Genomic DNA, 16,404 nt, shown 5'->3' with positions numbered 1-16,404 from the left:
GCCTCGTATTCCCTGTCGCTTATGCTGCAATGCAATGTAATGGATTACATTAAATCGTTGCAACTGCGTTTGGACATCTGCTACATACGTTGCCACATTTCACGACGCGCATCGATGGGGCAGCGGGCGCGGCGCACCAGTACGAAGACAACCAGCACAGCCGGTGCGGGTGTTCATGCAAATGTAATCGAATACATTTGGTGACATCGGCACAGTGGAGGGGAAATGGCAGGCCAGTCCTTGAAGACCAGCGCCAGGGCAGCAGACCGATGAAGAAGCTCGGCATGGGTCTCGTCGGCCCCGGCTTCATTGCAGCCCATCACCTCGATGCCGTGCGCCGCCTTGGCGACGTGGAGATCGTCGGCATCGCCGGCTCCAGTCCGGAATCCACGCGGAAACGGGCGCGCGAGCTGGGCGTGGCAAAGGCGTATGCCAGCTATCACGAGCTGCTGGCCGATCCCGCGATCCAGGTGGTCCACAACACCACGCCCAATCACCTGCATAGAGACGTATCCCTGGCAGCGCTCCGCGCCGGCAAGCATGTGGTCTCCGACAAGCCGCTGGCTGGCACGACGGACGAAGCGCGCGAGCTTTACGAAGCGGCGCGCATAGCGGGCGTGGCGCATGTGGTGACGTTCAACTATCGCGGCTACCCCCTCGTCCAGCAGGCACGCGCCATGATCGCCAAAGGCCAGATAGGCCCGGCGGTATTCGTGCATGGCTGCTACCTGCAGGACTGGCTCACCGACGAGCGCGCCTATTCCTGGCGACTGGACCCCAAGCGCGGCGGTGCCAGTTCAGCGCTCGGCGACATCGGCTCGCACTGGTGCGATCTTGCCGAGCACGTCACCGGCGCGCGCATCGTTTCCGTGCTGGCCGATCTGCACACCGCCGTACCGACACGCGAAGCACCTGCCACATCGACGAAAGCGTTCGCCAGCGCGGCAAAGTCAGCTACGCGCCGCAAGGTAAAAATTACCAGCGAAGACCTTGCCAGTGTCCTGCTGCGCTTCGACAACGGAGCACGCGGCTGCGTCACGGTGGGCCAGGTGCTTCCCGGCCACAAGAACGACCTGCGCCTGGAGGTCAGCGGGCGACTCGCCTCGGTGGCGTGGCGCCAGGAGCAGCCCAACGATCTGTGGGTGGGGCATCACGCCCAGCCCAATACGGTGCTGACGCGCGACCCTGCCCTGCTCGACCCGGCAGGACGCGGCTATGCACACCTGCCGGCGGGTCATCCGGAAGCCTGGGCCGATGCCTTTCGCAACCTGATCGCCGACGCTTATGCCTGGATACGACAGGGCGGCACGGCCGATACGCGGCCCGATGCGCTGCCCACCTTCGCCGATGGCTACCGCAACAGCCTGGTGATCGACGCAATGCTCAAGAGCCACGCCGCGGGCGGCGTCTGGCAACACATCGAAGACCCTCTGGGAACATCACGCAAAAAGGGGAAACGGGGATGAAATGGCGCCTTAGGTTGATGATGCTGTTCGAATACGCCATCTGGGGCGCCTGGTACGTCACGGTGGGAACGTGGCTGGGCCAGACGCTGCATTTCAGTGGTACGGAAATCGGCGCCATCGCCGGCACCACCGCCATCGGCGCAATGATCTCGCCGCTGTTCGTTGGCCTGCTCGCCGACCGCCTGTTCGATACGCGTCGCGTGCTGACCATGTTGCACATCGTCGGCGCCGTGTTGCTGGTGATTGCCGCACAGCAGAGCTCGTTCGGCGTGCTCTATGCCGCGCTGCTGGCATACAGCCTCTGCTACATGCCTACCCTGGCGCTGACCACCTCGCTCGCGATGCGCCATATCCGCGATCCGCAGGAGGAATTCGGTGCGATCCGCGTGTTCGGCACACTGGGCTGGATTGCCGTCGGTCTGGTCGTCGGCGCCCTCGGCGTGGAAGCCACGGCATCGCCCCTGCACCTCGCCGCGGCGCTCTCCATCGTCATGGCGGGCTACTGTTTCACCCTGCCCGCCACGCCGCCGCTGGCCAACCCACAGCGCTTCACGATGCGCCATGCGCTACCGCTGGAATCCCTGCATCTGCTGCGCAACCGCTCCATGGCGGTATTCGCCCTGGCCTCGTTCCTCATCTGCATCCCCCTCCAGTTCTACTACGCCTTCACCAACCTCTTCCTCAATGAAGTGGGCGTGGTGAATGCGGCCGGCAAGATGACCGGTGGGCAGATGTCCGAAATCCTCTGCATGCTGCTCATCCCCTGGTTCTTCCGCCGGCTGGGCGTGAAGTACATGCTGGCGGTCGGCATGCTGGCCTGGGTGATCCGCTACGCCATGTTCGCCTTCGGCAATCCGGGTGAGCTGATGTGGATGCTGTGGCTGGGCATCATCCTGCACGGCATCTGCTTCGACTTCTTCTTCGTCGTGGGCCAGATCTATATCGATCGCGAAGCGCCCTTCGCGCTGCGTGCGGCCACCCAGGGCCTGATCACCTTCCTCACCTATGGCCTGGGCATGTTCGTCGGCTCGTGGCTCTCCGGCGTGGCGGTAGACACCTATTCGCGTACGAACGCCCAGGGCGTGACCACGCACGACTGGTATGCCATCTGGATGATTGCCGGCGCCTGCGCGGCCGTGGTGCTCGTCCTCTTCGTGCTGCTGTTCAAGGATCGCAAGGCAACGGCCAGCGAACCGGTCACCAGCGCCACCTGACCCGAACACGTTATCCAAGGAGATCCCTCCATGATGAATCGCAGGCAGTTCCTGACCCGCTCCGCGCTCTGCGGCACGGCAGCGTGGCTTACCCTCGGCGCGCCCGGAAAACTCCTGGCCGCTGCCGCGCAGGGCAAGACCCTGGGCATACAGCTTTACATGGTGCTGAAGGCCTATCAGGACGACCCCATCGGCACGCTCAAGACGCTTAAGAAGATCGGCTACTCGGAAATCGAGGCCATCGTCACCACGACGGCGAAGACCCTGCGCGACCAGCTGAAGGAAGCCGGCCTGAGCTCACCCAGCCTGCATTACGACAGCCTGGGCTTCGAACCTGGCATCGAGGCCGCGCATGTGCTGGGCTCGCGCTACATCGTCAGCAGCATGCTGCCTGCCATCATGCAGAAGGAGCGCAACACGGCCGATGCCGACTATTCGCTCGATGGTGCCAAGCGCACGGCCGACTATGCCAACCAGCTCGGCGAGAAGGCGCGCAAGGCGGGTCTTCAGTACGCGTACCACAACCATCACCTGGAGTTCTCCGACGTGGGTGGTGGCCAGACCTTCTACGACGTGCTCCTGAAGGAAACGGACCACAAGCTCGTCCAGTTCGAAATGGATTGCGGCTGGGTGCATGCCGGCGGCAAGAATCCCGCCGATTACTTCAAGGCCAACCCCGGCCGCATCCCACTTATGCACGCCAAGGATTTCCTGCCCGGCAACAGCAAGGATTACCCCGGCGCGGAACTGGGCCGCGGCACGCTGGACTACAAGCCGATCATGGCGGCGGCAGATGCTGCCGGACTGAAGCATTGCTTCGTCGAGCAGGAAGGTCCGTTTGCCCGCATGAGCCAGCTCGAAGCCGCGCGCGTCGACTACGACTACCTGCGCCCCCTGCGCTGAAGCGCCCCCTTTCCTGATCGCAACCTCGTCTGAAGGCACACGCATGGAAAAGAACACGTACGACGCCATCGTCGTCGGCACCGGTATCAGTGGCGGCTGGGCCGCCAAGGAACTCACGGAAAAGGGACTCAAGACCCTCATCCTCGACCGTGGCCCCATGGTCCGCCACGGTGAATACCCCACCGCCATGAAAGCGCCGTGGGAACTGCCCTATGCGGACGAGCCGACGCAGGAAGACATCGCGCGCCATCCGAAACACACCCGCCCCTCGTTCTACGGCATCACCCAGTCCACCAAGCACTGGTTCGTCGACGACATCGACAATCCGTATGAAGAAACCAAGCCCTTCGACTGGTTCCGTGGCTACCACGTGGGCGGTCGCTCGCTGATGTGGGGACGCCAGAGCTACCGCCTGAGCCCCATGGACTTCGAGGCCAATGGCAAGGAAGGCGTGGGCGTGGACTGGCCGATCCGGTATGAAGACATCGCGCCGTGGTACGACCGCGTGGAGCATTTCATCGGCGTCAGCGGCAATACCGATCACCTGGCCCAGCTGCCGGACGGCGACTTCCTGCCGCCCATGGAACTCAACTGCGTGGAGAAGGATTTCCAGGGCAAGCTGTCAAGCAAGATGAACCGCAAGCTCATCATCGGGCGCACGGCCAATCTGTCCGCCCCGCTGAAACACGACCAGAGCCCGCAGCGCGGCACCTGCCAGTACCGCAACCTTTGCATGCGTGGCTGCCCTTACGGCGGTTATTTCAGCAGTAATTCGTCCACCCTGCCCTCGGCCGAGAGGACAGGCAACCTGACGACGGTCACCAATGCCATCGTCTATGAGATGATCTACGACAACGAGAAGGGCAAGGCCACCGGCGTACGGGTGCTCGACGCCGAAACCGGTCACCAGACTGAATACTTCGCCCGCGTGATCTTCCTGTGCGCGTCCACCTTCGGTACCACGCACATCCTGCTCAACTCGGTGTCCAGCCGCTTCCCCAACGGCTTTGGCAACGACAGCGGCGAGGTGGGCCATAACATCATGGATCACATCTTCGGCAATGGCGCGCGCGCCGATGTCGACGGCCATGAAGATCGCTATTACTCCGGACGTCGCCCGAATGGTTTCTATATCCCGCGCTATCGCAACGTGGGTGCCGACAAGCGCAAGTACCTGCGTGGTTTCGGCTTCCAGGGCGGCGCCGGACGCGAAGACTGGACACGACTGGTCGACGAACCCCTGCTGGGCGATGCACTCAAGCATGCGGCGGAGAAACCGGGTCCCTGGACGATATCGATGATGGGCTTCGGCGAGATGCTTCCTTCGCACAAGAACCTCGTCACCCTCGACAAGACCATCAAGGACAAATACGGCCTGCCCGCACTCAACTTCGATGCGGCTCACCGTGAAAACGAGCTTCTGCTGACCAAGGAAATGATCAGCGATGCGATGGAAATGTTGAATGCTGCCGGCTATCGCAACGTGACCTCGTACTCGATGAAGGCCAACGTCGGCGCGGGCATCCACGAGATGGGTACGGCGCGCATGGGACGCGATCCCAAGACCTCCGTGCTCAATGGCTGGAACCAGATGCACGCCGTGAAAAACGTCTTCATCACCGACGGCTCGTGCATGACCTCGTCCGGCTGCCAGAACCCGTCCCTCACCTACATGGCCCTGACCGCACGCGCGGCCAACTACGCCGTGGAAGAACTCAAGCGCGGCAACATCTGAGGATATGGCCATGAACCGTCGTGAATGGTTGAAGAGCATGTCCGCCCTGGCCGTCGGCGCCATCGCCGGGCCATCCCTGCTTGCCGTGTTCGAGGCGCATGCCGCCTCGCAGAAGCCGGCTACCGGACCGCGATTCTTCAGTCCCCCGCAGAACGACGTCATTGCGTCAGTGGCGGACATCGTGATTCCCCGTACCGATACGCCGGGCGCCATCGACATCGGCGCCCCCCTGTTCATCGACCAGATGTTCAAGGATGTCTACACGAAGGCCGAGCAACAGCGTTACCTCAGCGCCCTGAAAGCTTTCGACCAGGCCGGCGGCAAGCCTTTCGCCCAGTTGGACGAAACCCAGCGCAAGGCCCTGGTCAACAAGCTCCATGGCGAAGCCCTGGCCACGAAACATGGCAGCACTCCGCCACCCGCAGCCGACTTCGTGCTGATGACCAAGAAGCTGACCATGCTGGCCTTCTTCATGTCCCAGCCCGGCTGCACGCAGATTCTCCAGTATGACCCGGTCCCGGGTGCCCTCAGGTCTGACATTCCCCTGTCCCAGGCAGGGAACGGACGCGCCTGGGCCATCGAAACGCAACTCAGGATCTGATGCATGAAGACACTCAAGGGCCCGGGAATATTCCTCGCCCAGTACGCAGCGGATGAGGCGCCGTTCAATACCCTGCCGGATATCGCCCGCTGGGCGGCATCGCTTGGCTTTGTCGGCGTGCAGATTCCCACCAACGATCGGCGCCTGTTCGATCTTGAGCAGGCAGCGGCGAGCAAGGGCTATTGCGACGACATCGCCGGCATGCTGGCAGAGCATGGCTTGTCAGTCACCGAACTTTCCACGCACCTGCAAGGGCAGCTCGTCGCGTCGCATCCCGCCTATGACCGCCTGTTCGACGCCTTTGCCCCGGATGCCCTGCGCGGCAACACGCCGGAACGCCAGGCGTGGGCCGCCAACCAGCTCATACTGGCCGCGAAGGCCAGCAGGCATTTCAACCTGACCTCGCACGTGACCTTCTCGGGCGCACTGGCCTGGCACCTGCTCTACCCATGGCCGCAACGGCCGGCAGGCCTTATCGACGAGGCTTTCGCCGAACTGGGCCGGCGCTGGCGGCCTATCCTGGATGCCTTCGACGACGTGGGCGTGGACGTCTGCTACGAACTGCACCCCGGCGAAGACTTGCACGACGGGGCCACATTCGAGCGTTTCCTGGATGCCGTGGATCATCATCCCCGGGCAAACATCCTGTACGACCCCAGCCACATGATGTTGCAGCAGATGGACTACCTGCAGTTCATCGACCTCTATCACGAGCGCATCCGCGCCTTCCACGTTAAGGACGCCGAGTTCCGGCCCAACGGCCGCGCGGGCGTGTATGGCGGTTACCAGAACTGGATCGATCGCCCGGGCCGCTTCCGCTCGCTGGGCGACGGACAGATCGATTTCCGTGCGATCTTCAGCAAGCTCGCGCAATACGACTACCCCGGCTGGGCGGTGCTCGAATGGGAATGCTGCATCAAGGATGCCCAGCAAGGCGCGAAGGAAGGTGCCCTCTTCATTCGCGACCACATCATCGAAGTGACCCGGCGCGCGTTCGACGACTTCGCCGCCAGCGGCAGCGACCGCGCCTTCAATCGCGCCATCCTGGGACTGGAACCGACATGAGCACCTCCCCCGCCAATCCCGCACGACGCACCGCGCTGAATCAGCTGACAGCAGCGGCAGCGGCCTTTGGCGCCCTGCCGCTGCTGGCGTCGGCAAAAACGCTGCCCGGCAAGGCCGCGGCGGGCAAGGTACCCGCAGGACGACTGAAACAATCGCTGAGCCGCTGGACCTCCGATGCGCCGTTACCCGAGCTGTGCAAACGGCTGAAGGCCATCGGCTTCGTGGGCGTCGACCTGCTGTATGCAGACGAATGGGCCGTGGCGGCCGATAACGGCATGGCCGTGTCGATGGGTTATCCCTCGCGCCGAGATGATTTCATCGCCATGGGATTCAACGACCCGGCCAACCACGCCACGCTGCTGAAAGAGCTGGAAACCACCATTCCCCTCGCGAAGCAGGCCGGCCTGACCAATATGATCACCATGTTCGGCAATCGCAAGGCGGGCATCGATGATCGCCAGGCCCTCGACAACTGCGTGGCGGGCCTGTCGAAGATTGCCCCGCTGGCGGCGGAGAATGGCATCACGCTATGCGTGGAGCTGCTGAACAGCAAGGTGGATCACCACGGCTACCAGGGCGACAGCACGGCCTTCGGCGTGGCCGTGATGAAGGGCATCAACTCACCCCACGTAAAGCTGCTCTACGACATCTACCACATGCAGATCATGGAGGGTGACGTGATACGCACCATCCGCGACAACATCCAATGGATCGGCCACTTCCACACCGGCGGCGTGCCGGGACGCCATGAGATCGACGGCAGCCAGGAACTGAACTACCGGGCCATTGCCACGGCCATCGCCGACCTGAATTTCCAGGGCTACATCGCGCATGAATTCATGCCGGCACACCCCGACCCGTTCAACTCGTTTGCCGAGGCGTTCAAGATATGCGCGGTATGAACTCGCACCGGAGAAAACCCATGAAACGGCAAAACCTCATTGCCCCCGCCCTTCTTGTGGCAGTCGCCGCAACGGGTAACGCATGGGCGCAGACCGACCCCAAGGCAACCGAGCAATGGGAGCCGGTTCCCAGGGTCGTAGCGACCGGCAAGCAGGACAGCGCGCCGCCTTCCGATGCCATCGTGTTGTTCGACGGTCATGACATCAACCAGTGGGAGGCCTCCAAGGATCATTCCCCCGCTCACTGGAAAGTCCATGACGGCGTGCTGACGGTGGACAAGACCACCGGCAACATCCAGACGAAGCAGCACTTCAGGAATTACCAGCTGCACCTGGAATGGCAGGTGCCAGCCAATATCACTGGCGAAGGCCAGGCACGTGGCAACAGCGGTGTGTTCCTCGCCTCCACCGGTCCCGGCGACGAAGGCTACGAAATCCAGATCATGGATTCGTGGAAGAATCCCACCTATGTCAACGGCCAGGCCGCCAGCGTCTACAAGCAGACCGCGCCACTGGTGAACGCCATGCGCGCTCCGGGCCAATGGCAGACCTACGACATCATCTGGACGGCACCGGTGTTCGCGGCCGACGGCACGTTGAAGTCGCCCGCCTATGTCACGTTGCTCCACAACGGCGTACTGGTACAGAACCACACCCAGCTCACCGGCGAAACCCTCTACATTGGCAAGCCAAGGTACAACCCGTACACGGACGCACCGGTCAAGCTACAGGCTCACGGCGACCCCTCGGCACCCATCAGCTTCCGCAACATCTGGATAAGACCCCTGTAGGAGCGCGCCTCGCGCGCGACCGCCCCGCATCGACCCGCTGGACATAACCGGCCATAAGCCCCGATCCCCTTCGGGGCTTTCTTTTTCCAGTACGCTTACGCACCATCCAGAGACCCCAGGGTTTTAGCGGCGTTACAAACGCCGCGGCCTCCCCGTCTCGAATCATTACCCGCCGGCGTGTATCGATGACTGTCCACTTCTCCTGCACCATGTGCGGCCGCTGCTGCCACGACCTGCGACTACCGTTGAGCGTCGACGAAGCCATCCGCTGGCTGCGCAACGGGGGCGAGGTACAGCTCTTCAGCGAAGCCATCCCCTGGCCCGAAGAGCCGCCGATGGAGAACGGACTGGCCCAGCACAAGCGACGCCGGTCGTTCGCGGCTCGCAGTGCCCAGATGCCCGTCCGGGTCATCGCCACCCTCGTAGCTTCTTTCGACGGCCCATGCCCCAACCTGCTGCCCGACATGCGCTGCGGTGTGTATGAGACACGGCCCCAGGTGTGCCGCGTCTATCCGGCCGAGCTCAATCCCTTCATCGAGCTTGAACCCTCGAACAAGCTATGCCCGCCCGAAGCCTGGCAGGCGGAAGAAATCATCCGCGATGCGTCCGGCCAGTGGACTGATCCCGATACGGTGAACGCCATCAAGGCCTCCCATGCGGCCGACCAGCGCGATACGGCGACCAAGGCCCTCCTGTGCCAGTTGCTCGACCATGCGACGACCGGGCTTTCCAACGAAGGCATCGTCGCCTTGTCCGTGCCCCCGGCACAGCTTCTTGAAGCACTTGAAGCGGCTGCGGCGATGAGTGGTGACGAAACGCCGGACGTATCGTGGACATTCCTTTCCAATCGACAGGCCACGCTGGACCTGCTTCGCTCGGCCGGCACGGATTCGGCGGCTTCACATGAGCGAGAAGCCGGGCACGTGAAGTACCTGGGCTTCTTTGCCGGTGACGTGGCTGCCTGAGTGCTTACATGACCCCGATGACGACAAAACTGGGCATCAGAGAGTTGCACACGTACTGGGCTCTCCAGTGCGAACCCGGGTCTGTCGCACCACTGTCGCAGGATGTCGAGAAGACTCTTCTGGCGGGCTTGCGCCTCAACGTTCTGGAAACCCTGCGGTATCTCCATTATCAGCGCCCTGGCTATGAGCAGTTCGAAGCATGGGTCTGCGAATGCAATGGCGGCGGCTTGCCTGAAGCATCGCTGGACCGGCTCAGGAAGGCGCTGGAAGGAGAAACCGTCGGCTCCGAAGTTGGTAACCTCGATCACGTGGAAGGCCTCAGTGCGAAAGACCTGGCGCACTGGGACGAACATGGCTACGTCATCCTCCGCAATGCCATCAGCGCGCAGGCCGCCGAAGCCGCGGAACAGGCCATCTACGATTACCTGGGAATGGACCGTGACGATCCGGAGTCCTGGTATCGCGAATCACTGGGGCATTCCATCTGGGTGCCCCTGCTCCGGCACCCTGCACTCGTAGCCAATCGCTGCGCGCCACGCATCCACAAGGCCCATGCCCAGCTCTGGGGTCGTGAAGATCTCTGGGTCACGATTGACCAGGGCGGTCTGAATCCTCCGGAACGCGAAAACTGGCCCTTCCCGGGGCCCCATCTGCATTGGGATGCCACGCTGGCCGAGCCACATTGCCTCGACATGCAGGGCATCCTGTATCTGGCCGATGTTGACGAGGACCAGGGCGCTTTCAGCTGCGTACCTGGTTTTCACCGTTCGCTGAAACAGTGGTTGAAAAGCGTTCCGCAAGGTACCAGCGCGCAAGACCACGCACGACGAACGCTTACCATGAAGCCGATCGCCGCCAGGCGGGGCGACATGATCATCTGGCACCATCTCCTGCCGCACGGCAGTAGCCCGAACCGCGCGCAACGCCCGCGTGTGGCTCAGTACATGTCCTTGCGGCCCACACGCTTCGCTCACTGTGTGGACTGGGTCGCGTAACCACGACGATTCAGCCTGGAAGGCCCGTTTGCAGGCAACTCGTTTCCGACACGGACTCTTGACGGAGGGCACCCTAGCCTCCCACGAATGAACGAATATCTTCTCCAGCCCCGTAAGGAAGGGCTTTATTGCCCGGCTGGAGACTTTTTCATCGACCCGATGTGGCCGGTGGAACGCGCCGTCATCACGCATGCCCACGGCGACCATGCCCGCGCCGGTAGCGCGCTCTATCACGTCAGCGAGACAGGGCTCCCCCTCTTTCGTGAGCGCCTGGGTAAAGATGCTGCGCTGATCGAACACCCCTATGGCGAGCGTTTCCAGCTGGGCGAGACCACGGTCTCCCTGCATCCGGCAGGACATGTGCTGGGGTCCGCGCAGATCCGGATCGAGGCGGCCGGCACGGTGGCCGTCGTCTCCGGCGACTACAAGCGCGATCCGGACCCTACCTGCGAGCCGTTCACGCCGGTCCCTTGCGATATCTTTGTCACTGAATCCACCTTTGGGTTACCCATCTACCGATGGCCCCCGATGACCCAGGTGATCACGGACCTGCTGGCCTGGTGGGACGATTGCGCGGCCCGGCAGGTACCCGCTGTGTTGTTCTGCTATGCATTGGGCAAGGCCCAGCGCCTGCTGGCCGAACTGGCGGCGAGAACGGATCGTACCGTGCACCTGCACGGCGCCATGCTACGTCTGGTCGATGTCTACCGCGAAGCGGGCGTCGCGATGGTTTCTACGGCTTCCGTCGGTGAATCGCCCCGCGGCCGGGACTTTGCCGGCGAGCTGATCCTCGCCCCGCCCTCGGCGGCCGGCTCGCCCTGGATGAAACGGTTCGCCCAGGCGTCGACCGGCTTCGCTTCCGGGTGGATGCAGGTACGCGGTGCCCGGCGCCGGCGCGGCTACGACCGGGGCTTCATCGTGTCAGACCACGCCGACTGGAATGGTCTGGTTCGCAGTGTGCAGGATTCCGGCGCCAGCCGGATCTACGTGACCCATGGCGACGGCGAAGCGCTTATCCGCTACCTGCGCGAAGCTGGCCATGATGCGCGGCCGCTGTCGTCCCTGGGCGATGTGGTGCTGAATCCGCGCTCATCCGAGGAGGGCGATTGATGCATCGCTTCGCCCACCTGTTCGGCAAGCTCGACCGCACGACATCGACCCTGGCCAAACGGGAGGCCATCGCCGCCTATCTGCTGGAGACGTCGGCGGCGGATGCCGCCTGGGCGGTCTATATCCTGAGTGGTGGCAAACTCAAACGTACCGCGACTTCCAGTGAAATGCGCGTGGCGCTGGCGGAAGAAACCGGTTTTGCCACGTGGCTGATCGACGATTGCTACGCCCAGGTAGGCGACCTCGCCGAAACGATCACCCTCATGCTGCCGGTCTCGGACATGCCGGGCGAAAACGCAGCCTTGCAGGAGTGGATGACATCCCGACTTCCTTCCTTGCGGGCGATGGAGTCCGCTGAGCGCGTGGAACGCCTCCGCCAGTGGTGGCGGTTACTCGGAAAAGACGAGTTGTTCCTCGTGAACAAGCTGCTCACGGGGTCCCTGCGGGTAGGCGTGTCACAGCGGCTGATGATCCAGTCCATCGCCGACGCCTATGCGATCCCCGCCGACCTCGTGGCACATCGCCTCAGCGGCGACTGGACTCCCGGGGCAGATAGCTTCGCCTTGCTTACGGCGCCGGAAGGTGCCGATGAAGACAATGAGCGCCCCTACCCCTTCTTCCTTGCGTCGCCACTCGAAAGGGACGTCTCCGAACTCGGTGACCCACAAGCATGGCAGGCCGAATGGAAGTGGGATGGTATCCGTGCCCAGCTCATACGTGGACATGGCAACAGCTTTCTCTGGTCCCGGGGCAACGAGCTGCTTGAGGGGCGTTTTCCGGAAATCGAACAGGCCGCGCTGGCACTGCCCGACGGATGCGCGCTGGATGGGGAAATCATGGCATGGACACCCGGATCAACCGCGCCCATGCCCTTTACCGCACTACAGAAACGCATCAACAAGCGGGCACCCGGTGCACGCCTGATGGCCGAGGTTCCCGTCTGTTTCGTGGCCTACGACCTGCTGAAGATCGTCGGCGAGGATATCCGCGAACAGCCGCTGTATCAGCGCCGCGCCCAGCTGGAAGCCGTGGTCAGTAAACTGGGCGCGACCTTCCGCCTTTCCGACATCATTCCCGCGACCGACTGGGCCGAGCTGGAGACGGTCCGGAAAGAATCGCGTGCGCGCCAGACCGAAGGCCTGATGCTCAAGCGCCTGGATTCGCCTTACCGCGTGGGACGCAAACGCGGCGACTGGTGGAAGTGGAAGATCGATCCCTATACGGTCGATTGCGTGCTGCTTTATGCCCAGCCCGGACATGGCCGTCGCTCGGGGCTCTTTACCGACTACACCTTCGGCGCCTGGGACGAAGGACAACTGGTGACCGTGGCCAAGGCGTATTCCGGCCTCAGTGAAGCCGAGATATCCACCCTGGATCGATGGATCCGGGCCAACACCATTGAACGTTTCGGCCCGGTCCGTTCGGTCACGCCCACTCACGTTTTCGAACTCGCCTTCGAAGCCATCCAGTTGTCCGGCCGCCACAAGTCCGGTGTGGCCTTGCGCTTTCCGCGCATCCTCCGCTGGCGAACCGACCTGTCCATCCACGATGCCGAACACCTCGCCGACCTCCGCAAGCTGGCGACGGGCTGAATCACGCCTGCTGGCGTGGTTTGCGTCGCAGGGCCGCCGCCCGGCGCCTTTCCAGCGCGCAGCATGGCGACACTGGGCAGCTGGCGAGGATGGATTGATCCATGCCCCCACGGGCACCGGCAAGACGCTGGCAGCGGCCGGCGGCCCGCTCATCCATGGCGTGCTTCATCCCGCGGCAGGGCTGCAACTGCTCTGGATCACTCCCTTGCGCTCACTGGCTACGGATACCACGCAGCACCTGAGCGCCGCCGTCGAGGCCATGGAACTGCCGTGGCGCGTGCTTCGTCGTACCGGCGACAGCGGTAGCGGCGAGCGCGCGCGGCTACGACGTGGCGCCTGCGAACTGCTGGTCACCACGCCGGAAAGCCTTGCCCTGCTGCTCAGCTATCCCGATGCTGCCGATCGTTTCTCGCGACTACAGGGCATCGTCGTCGACGAATGGCATGAACTCATCGGCAACAAGCGCGGAACCCTGCTGCTCCTTGGCCTGGCCCGCCTGCGCCGTTATCGGCCCGATGCAAGGATCTGGGGGCTGTCAGCCACGCTGGGCAACCTTGACGAAGCACTGGCCGCGCTCACGCCCCGTGGTGTGCTGGTAGGTGCTTCCTCGCCCAAGAAAATCATTGTCGAATCGGCCATTCCCGAAGCCGGCGAACGATTTCCCTGGGCTGGGCACCTGGGCCTGCGACAGCTGCCGCGCGTACTCGCTACGCTCATGAGCGCACGTAGCAGCCTCGTGTTTGCAAACACACGCTCGCAAGCCGAACTCTGGCACGAGGCGCTTGCCTCCGTGTGGCCCGAAGATCCAGACACACTCGCCCTGCATCATGGCTCGATCGATCCCAGGCTGCGCTTCGCGACCGAAGAAGCCTTGCGCGAAGGCAGGCTGAGATGTGTGGTGGCGACGTCCAGCCTCGATCTTGGCGTGGATTTCTCCAGTGTCGAGAAGGTGATCCAGATAGGCAGCCCCAAGAGCATCGCCCGTCTGCTGCAAAGGGCCGGGCGCAGCGGGCATCAACCCGGTGCGCCTTCGCGCATCCTGTGCGTACCGACGCATCTGCTCGAACTGGCCGACATTGCCGCCACCCGCGATGCGCTGCGCCAGGGTCATCTGGAGCCCCGCCATCCACGCAAGGGATGCCTGGATGTTCTCGCCCAGCACCTGACCACACTCGCAGTGGCAGGCGGTTTCGACGCCAACGAAGCCTATGCGGAGGTTACCTCGGCATGGCCATACGCATCCCTGCCACGGGAGCGCTTCGATGCAACGCTTCGTTTCCTGGTGACCGGAGGGAGCGCCCTGGCGGCTTATCCGGAATACCGGAAGCTGGTGCTTGAACATGGTCGATACGTGGCGAGCGCACCGCGCATCGTACGCATGCATCGCCTTTCGATCGGTACCATCACCTCCGACGGCAGCCTCCAGGTGCGATATCTCAAGGGCGCACGCCTTGGCAGCGTCGAGGAGTCATTCATTGCGCGCCTGCGGCCCGGCGACCGATTCCTCTTTGCCGGCCGCAACCTTGAGCTGGTCCGCGTCCGCGACATGACGGCGTACGTACGCGCGGCAAACAGCCGTCGTGGTGGCGTGCCTCGCTGGCAAGGCGGCAGGCTGCCCCTGTCGGGCGAACTGTCCGACCACCTGCGACACGCGCTGGCTTCGAAGGCCACCGCATCGCCTGAAATGAAACGGCTTGAACCCCTGCTTGCCATCCAGCGAAGGCAATCCGCCGTGCCGGGCACGGAGGAAACCTTGTGCGAACGGATTCGTACCCGGGATGGCGATTACCTGTTCCTCTATCCTTTCGCCGGCCATCTCGCACACGAGGGCATGGCCGCCCTGCTCGCTTACCGGTTGTCGCTCATCCATCCGGCCGACTACGGCTATGCCGTGAACGATTACGGGCTCACGATCACCGCCGCGACGCTTCCGCCACTGGATACGGCCACCATGCGAAGCTTGCTGCACCCATCACGGCTCGCTACCGATATCGTGCGGAGCATCAACCTGATCGAGCTGTCCCGGAGGCAGTTCAGGGAAATCGCCCGCGTGGCCGGACTGGTCTTCAGCGGCTATCCCGCCCATTCGAAGACACTGCGCCAGCTCCAGGCATCGAGCGGCCTGCTTTACGACGTGCTGCGCAGGCACGATCCCGACCATCCCCTGCTCTGGCAGGCCGATCACGAGGTACTTGAACTGCATCTGGAGGTGAAGCGCCTGCGCCGCGTCATGCTGCGCATGGCCCGCTCGCAGCTGGTATGGAAGGAGCCGCCCCGGCTTACCCCCTTGTCGTTTCCGTTATGGGTAGAACGTTTGCGCGGCGGCATCTCCGCAGACGACTGGCGATCGCGCGTGGAACGCATGCGAGCCAGCCTTGAAGCGAAGGCAGACACATGATGACGTATGAGCTGGCTATTGCAGGCGCGCGCCTTATCGCCCACGCAGAACGCGCACTTTTCAGGCCGGATACGGGCACCTTGATGGTCGCGGATGTCCACCTCGGCAAGGGCGGCGTCTTCCGCCGCGCCGGCATCGCCGTGCCCAGTGGCGATACCTATACGGACATCGGGCGACTGGATGCGCTCATCGACGAGTTCACCCCACGCCGGCTGGTGATCCTGGGCGATCTTGCCCACGGCGAGGCCACGGACGGTAGCGAATGGGTGACGGCCATGCGTGCATGGCGACATCGGCATCCCGACATCGACATGCTGCTGGTGGAAGGCAATCACGACCGCCACTTCGACGCACGCTCACTCGGCATCCGCGTGCTCCGGGAACCGGTGATGGAGCCACCGTTCGTTCTCACCCACCATCCGGAAACCGATCCTCGTGGCTACGTTCTATCAGGGCATGTCCACCCCGGCGTCATCGTGCGAGATGGATGGCGCAAGCATCGCCTGCCCGCGTTCGTCTTCGACGACACCGCAGGGATACTTCCGGCATTCGGTACCATGACGGGCCTGCAGGAGATGGATATCCGTGCCGCACACACCGTGATTGCAGTGACACCAGGTGGACTCATTCCTATACGGGGCGAGCGGGCATAAACCGGTTGCCCGCT

14 protein-coding genes are annotated in these 16,404 nt (G+C 63.3%); all 14 read left to right on the top strand.

From position 1 onward, the window contains the following. Window positions 1-269 precede the first annotated feature (269 nt). The 14 genes from KR767_RS15570 to pdeM all read left to right on the top strand — a co-directional run bounded on the left by KR767_RS15570 (window position 270) and on the right by pdeM (window position 16,390). Window positions 270-1,466 (top strand): Gfo/Idh/MocA family protein, encoded by a 1,197-nt coding sequence (locus KR767_RS15570; RefSeq protein WP_250876902.1) that lies wholly within the window; start codon window positions 270-272, stop codon window positions 1,464-1,466. Next, a complete protein-coding gene (locus KR767_RS15565; protein ID WP_166948217.1) occupies window positions 1,463-2,680 on the top strand; it encodes a nucleoside permease in 1,218 nt (405 codons plus the stop codon). The genes KR767_RS15570 and KR767_RS15565 overlap by 4 nt, the downstream gene beginning before the upstream one ends. 30 nt (window positions 2,681-2,710) lie before the next feature. After that, complete coding sequence (locus KR767_RS15560; protein ID WP_166948219.1) at window positions 2,711-3,583, top strand: sugar phosphate isomerase/epimerase family protein; 873 nt, start codon at window positions 2,711-2,713, stop codon at window positions 3,581-3,583. Between the two features lie 43 nt (window positions 3,584-3,626). Beyond that, window positions 3,627-5,318: a GMC oxidoreductase gene (locus KR767_RS15555; protein WP_166948221.1), complete on the top strand. Its 1,692-nt coding sequence runs from the start codon at window positions 3,627-3,629 to the stop codon at window positions 5,316-5,318. Window positions 5,319-5,328: 10 nt separating this feature from the next. Beyond that, window positions 5,329-5,919 (top strand): gluconate 2-dehydrogenase subunit 3 family protein, encoded by a 591-nt coding sequence (locus tag KR767_RS15550; protein WP_166948223.1) that lies wholly within the window; start codon window positions 5,329-5,331, stop codon window positions 5,917-5,919. 3 nt (window positions 5,920-5,922) lie between these two features. After that, complete coding sequence (locus KR767_RS15545) at window positions 5,923-6,984, top strand: sugar phosphate isomerase/epimerase family protein (protein ID WP_250876901.1); 1,062 nt, start codon at window positions 5,923-5,925, stop codon at window positions 6,982-6,984. Beyond that, entirely contained in the window at window positions 6,981-7,886 is a 906-nt protein-coding gene (locus KR767_RS15540; protein WP_250876900.1) for a hydroxypyruvate isomerase family protein, read from the top strand. Before KR767_RS15545 ends, KR767_RS15540 begins: the two co-directional genes overlap by 4 nt. Window positions 7,887-7,906: 20 nt before the next feature. After that, window positions 7,907-8,677: a 3-keto-disaccharide hydrolase gene (locus tag KR767_RS15535; RefSeq protein ID WP_166948229.1), complete on the top strand. Its 771-nt coding sequence runs from the start codon at window positions 7,907-7,909 to the stop codon at window positions 8,675-8,677. 185 nt (window positions 8,678-8,862) lie between these two features. Beyond that, window positions 8,863-9,642 (top strand): YkgJ family cysteine cluster protein, encoded by a 780-nt coding sequence (locus KR767_RS15530; RefSeq protein WP_250876899.1) that lies wholly within the window; start codon window positions 8,863-8,865, stop codon window positions 9,640-9,642. 8 nt (window positions 9,643-9,650) lie between these two features. Beyond that, window positions 9,651-10,637 carry a phytanoyl-CoA dioxygenase family protein gene (locus tag KR767_RS15525; RefSeq protein WP_250876898.1) on the top strand — a complete coding sequence of 329 codons (987 nt, stop codon included), beginning with the start codon at window positions 9,651-9,653 and terminating at the stop codon, window positions 10,635-10,637. Between the two features lie 87 nt (window positions 10,638-10,724). Beyond that, the gene (locus KR767_RS15520; RefSeq protein ID WP_166948235.1) at window positions 10,725-11,747 is read left to right on the top strand and encodes a ligase-associated DNA damage response exonuclease; all 1,023 of its coding nucleotides are present in this window, start codon (window positions 10,725-10,727) and stop codon (window positions 11,745-11,747) included. Next, window positions 11,747-13,339 carry an ATP-dependent DNA ligase gene (locus KR767_RS15515; protein ID WP_250876897.1) on the top strand — a complete coding sequence of 531 codons (1,593 nt, stop codon included), beginning with the start codon at window positions 11,747-11,749 and terminating at the stop codon, window positions 13,337-13,339. Before KR767_RS15520 ends, KR767_RS15515 begins: the two co-directional genes overlap by 1 nt. Continuing rightward, the gene (locus KR767_RS15510) at window positions 13,296-15,737 is read left to right on the top strand and encodes a ligase-associated DNA damage response DEXH box helicase (RefSeq protein ID WP_250876896.1); all 2,442 of its coding nucleotides are present in this window, start codon (window positions 13,296-13,298) and stop codon (window positions 15,735-15,737) included. The genes KR767_RS15515 and KR767_RS15510 overlap by 44 nt, the downstream gene beginning before the upstream one ends. Further along, entirely contained in the window at window positions 15,734-16,390 is a 657-nt protein-coding gene (gene pdeM / locus KR767_RS15505) for a ligase-associated DNA damage response endonuclease PdeM (RefSeq protein WP_250876895.1), read from the top strand. The genes KR767_RS15510 and pdeM overlap by 4 nt, the downstream gene beginning before the upstream one ends. Window positions 16,391-16,404 lie beyond the last annotated feature (14 nt).

Origin of the sequence: Luteibacter anthropi, assembly GCF_023699965.1 — a bacterium.
Taxonomy (GTDB): Bacteria; Pseudomonadota; Gammaproteobacteria; order Xanthomonadales; family Rhodanobacteraceae; genus Luteibacter; species Luteibacter anthropi.
The sequence above is the reverse complement of the archived record's forward strand: the minus strand, read 5'-3'. Positions and strand labels throughout refer to the sequence as shown.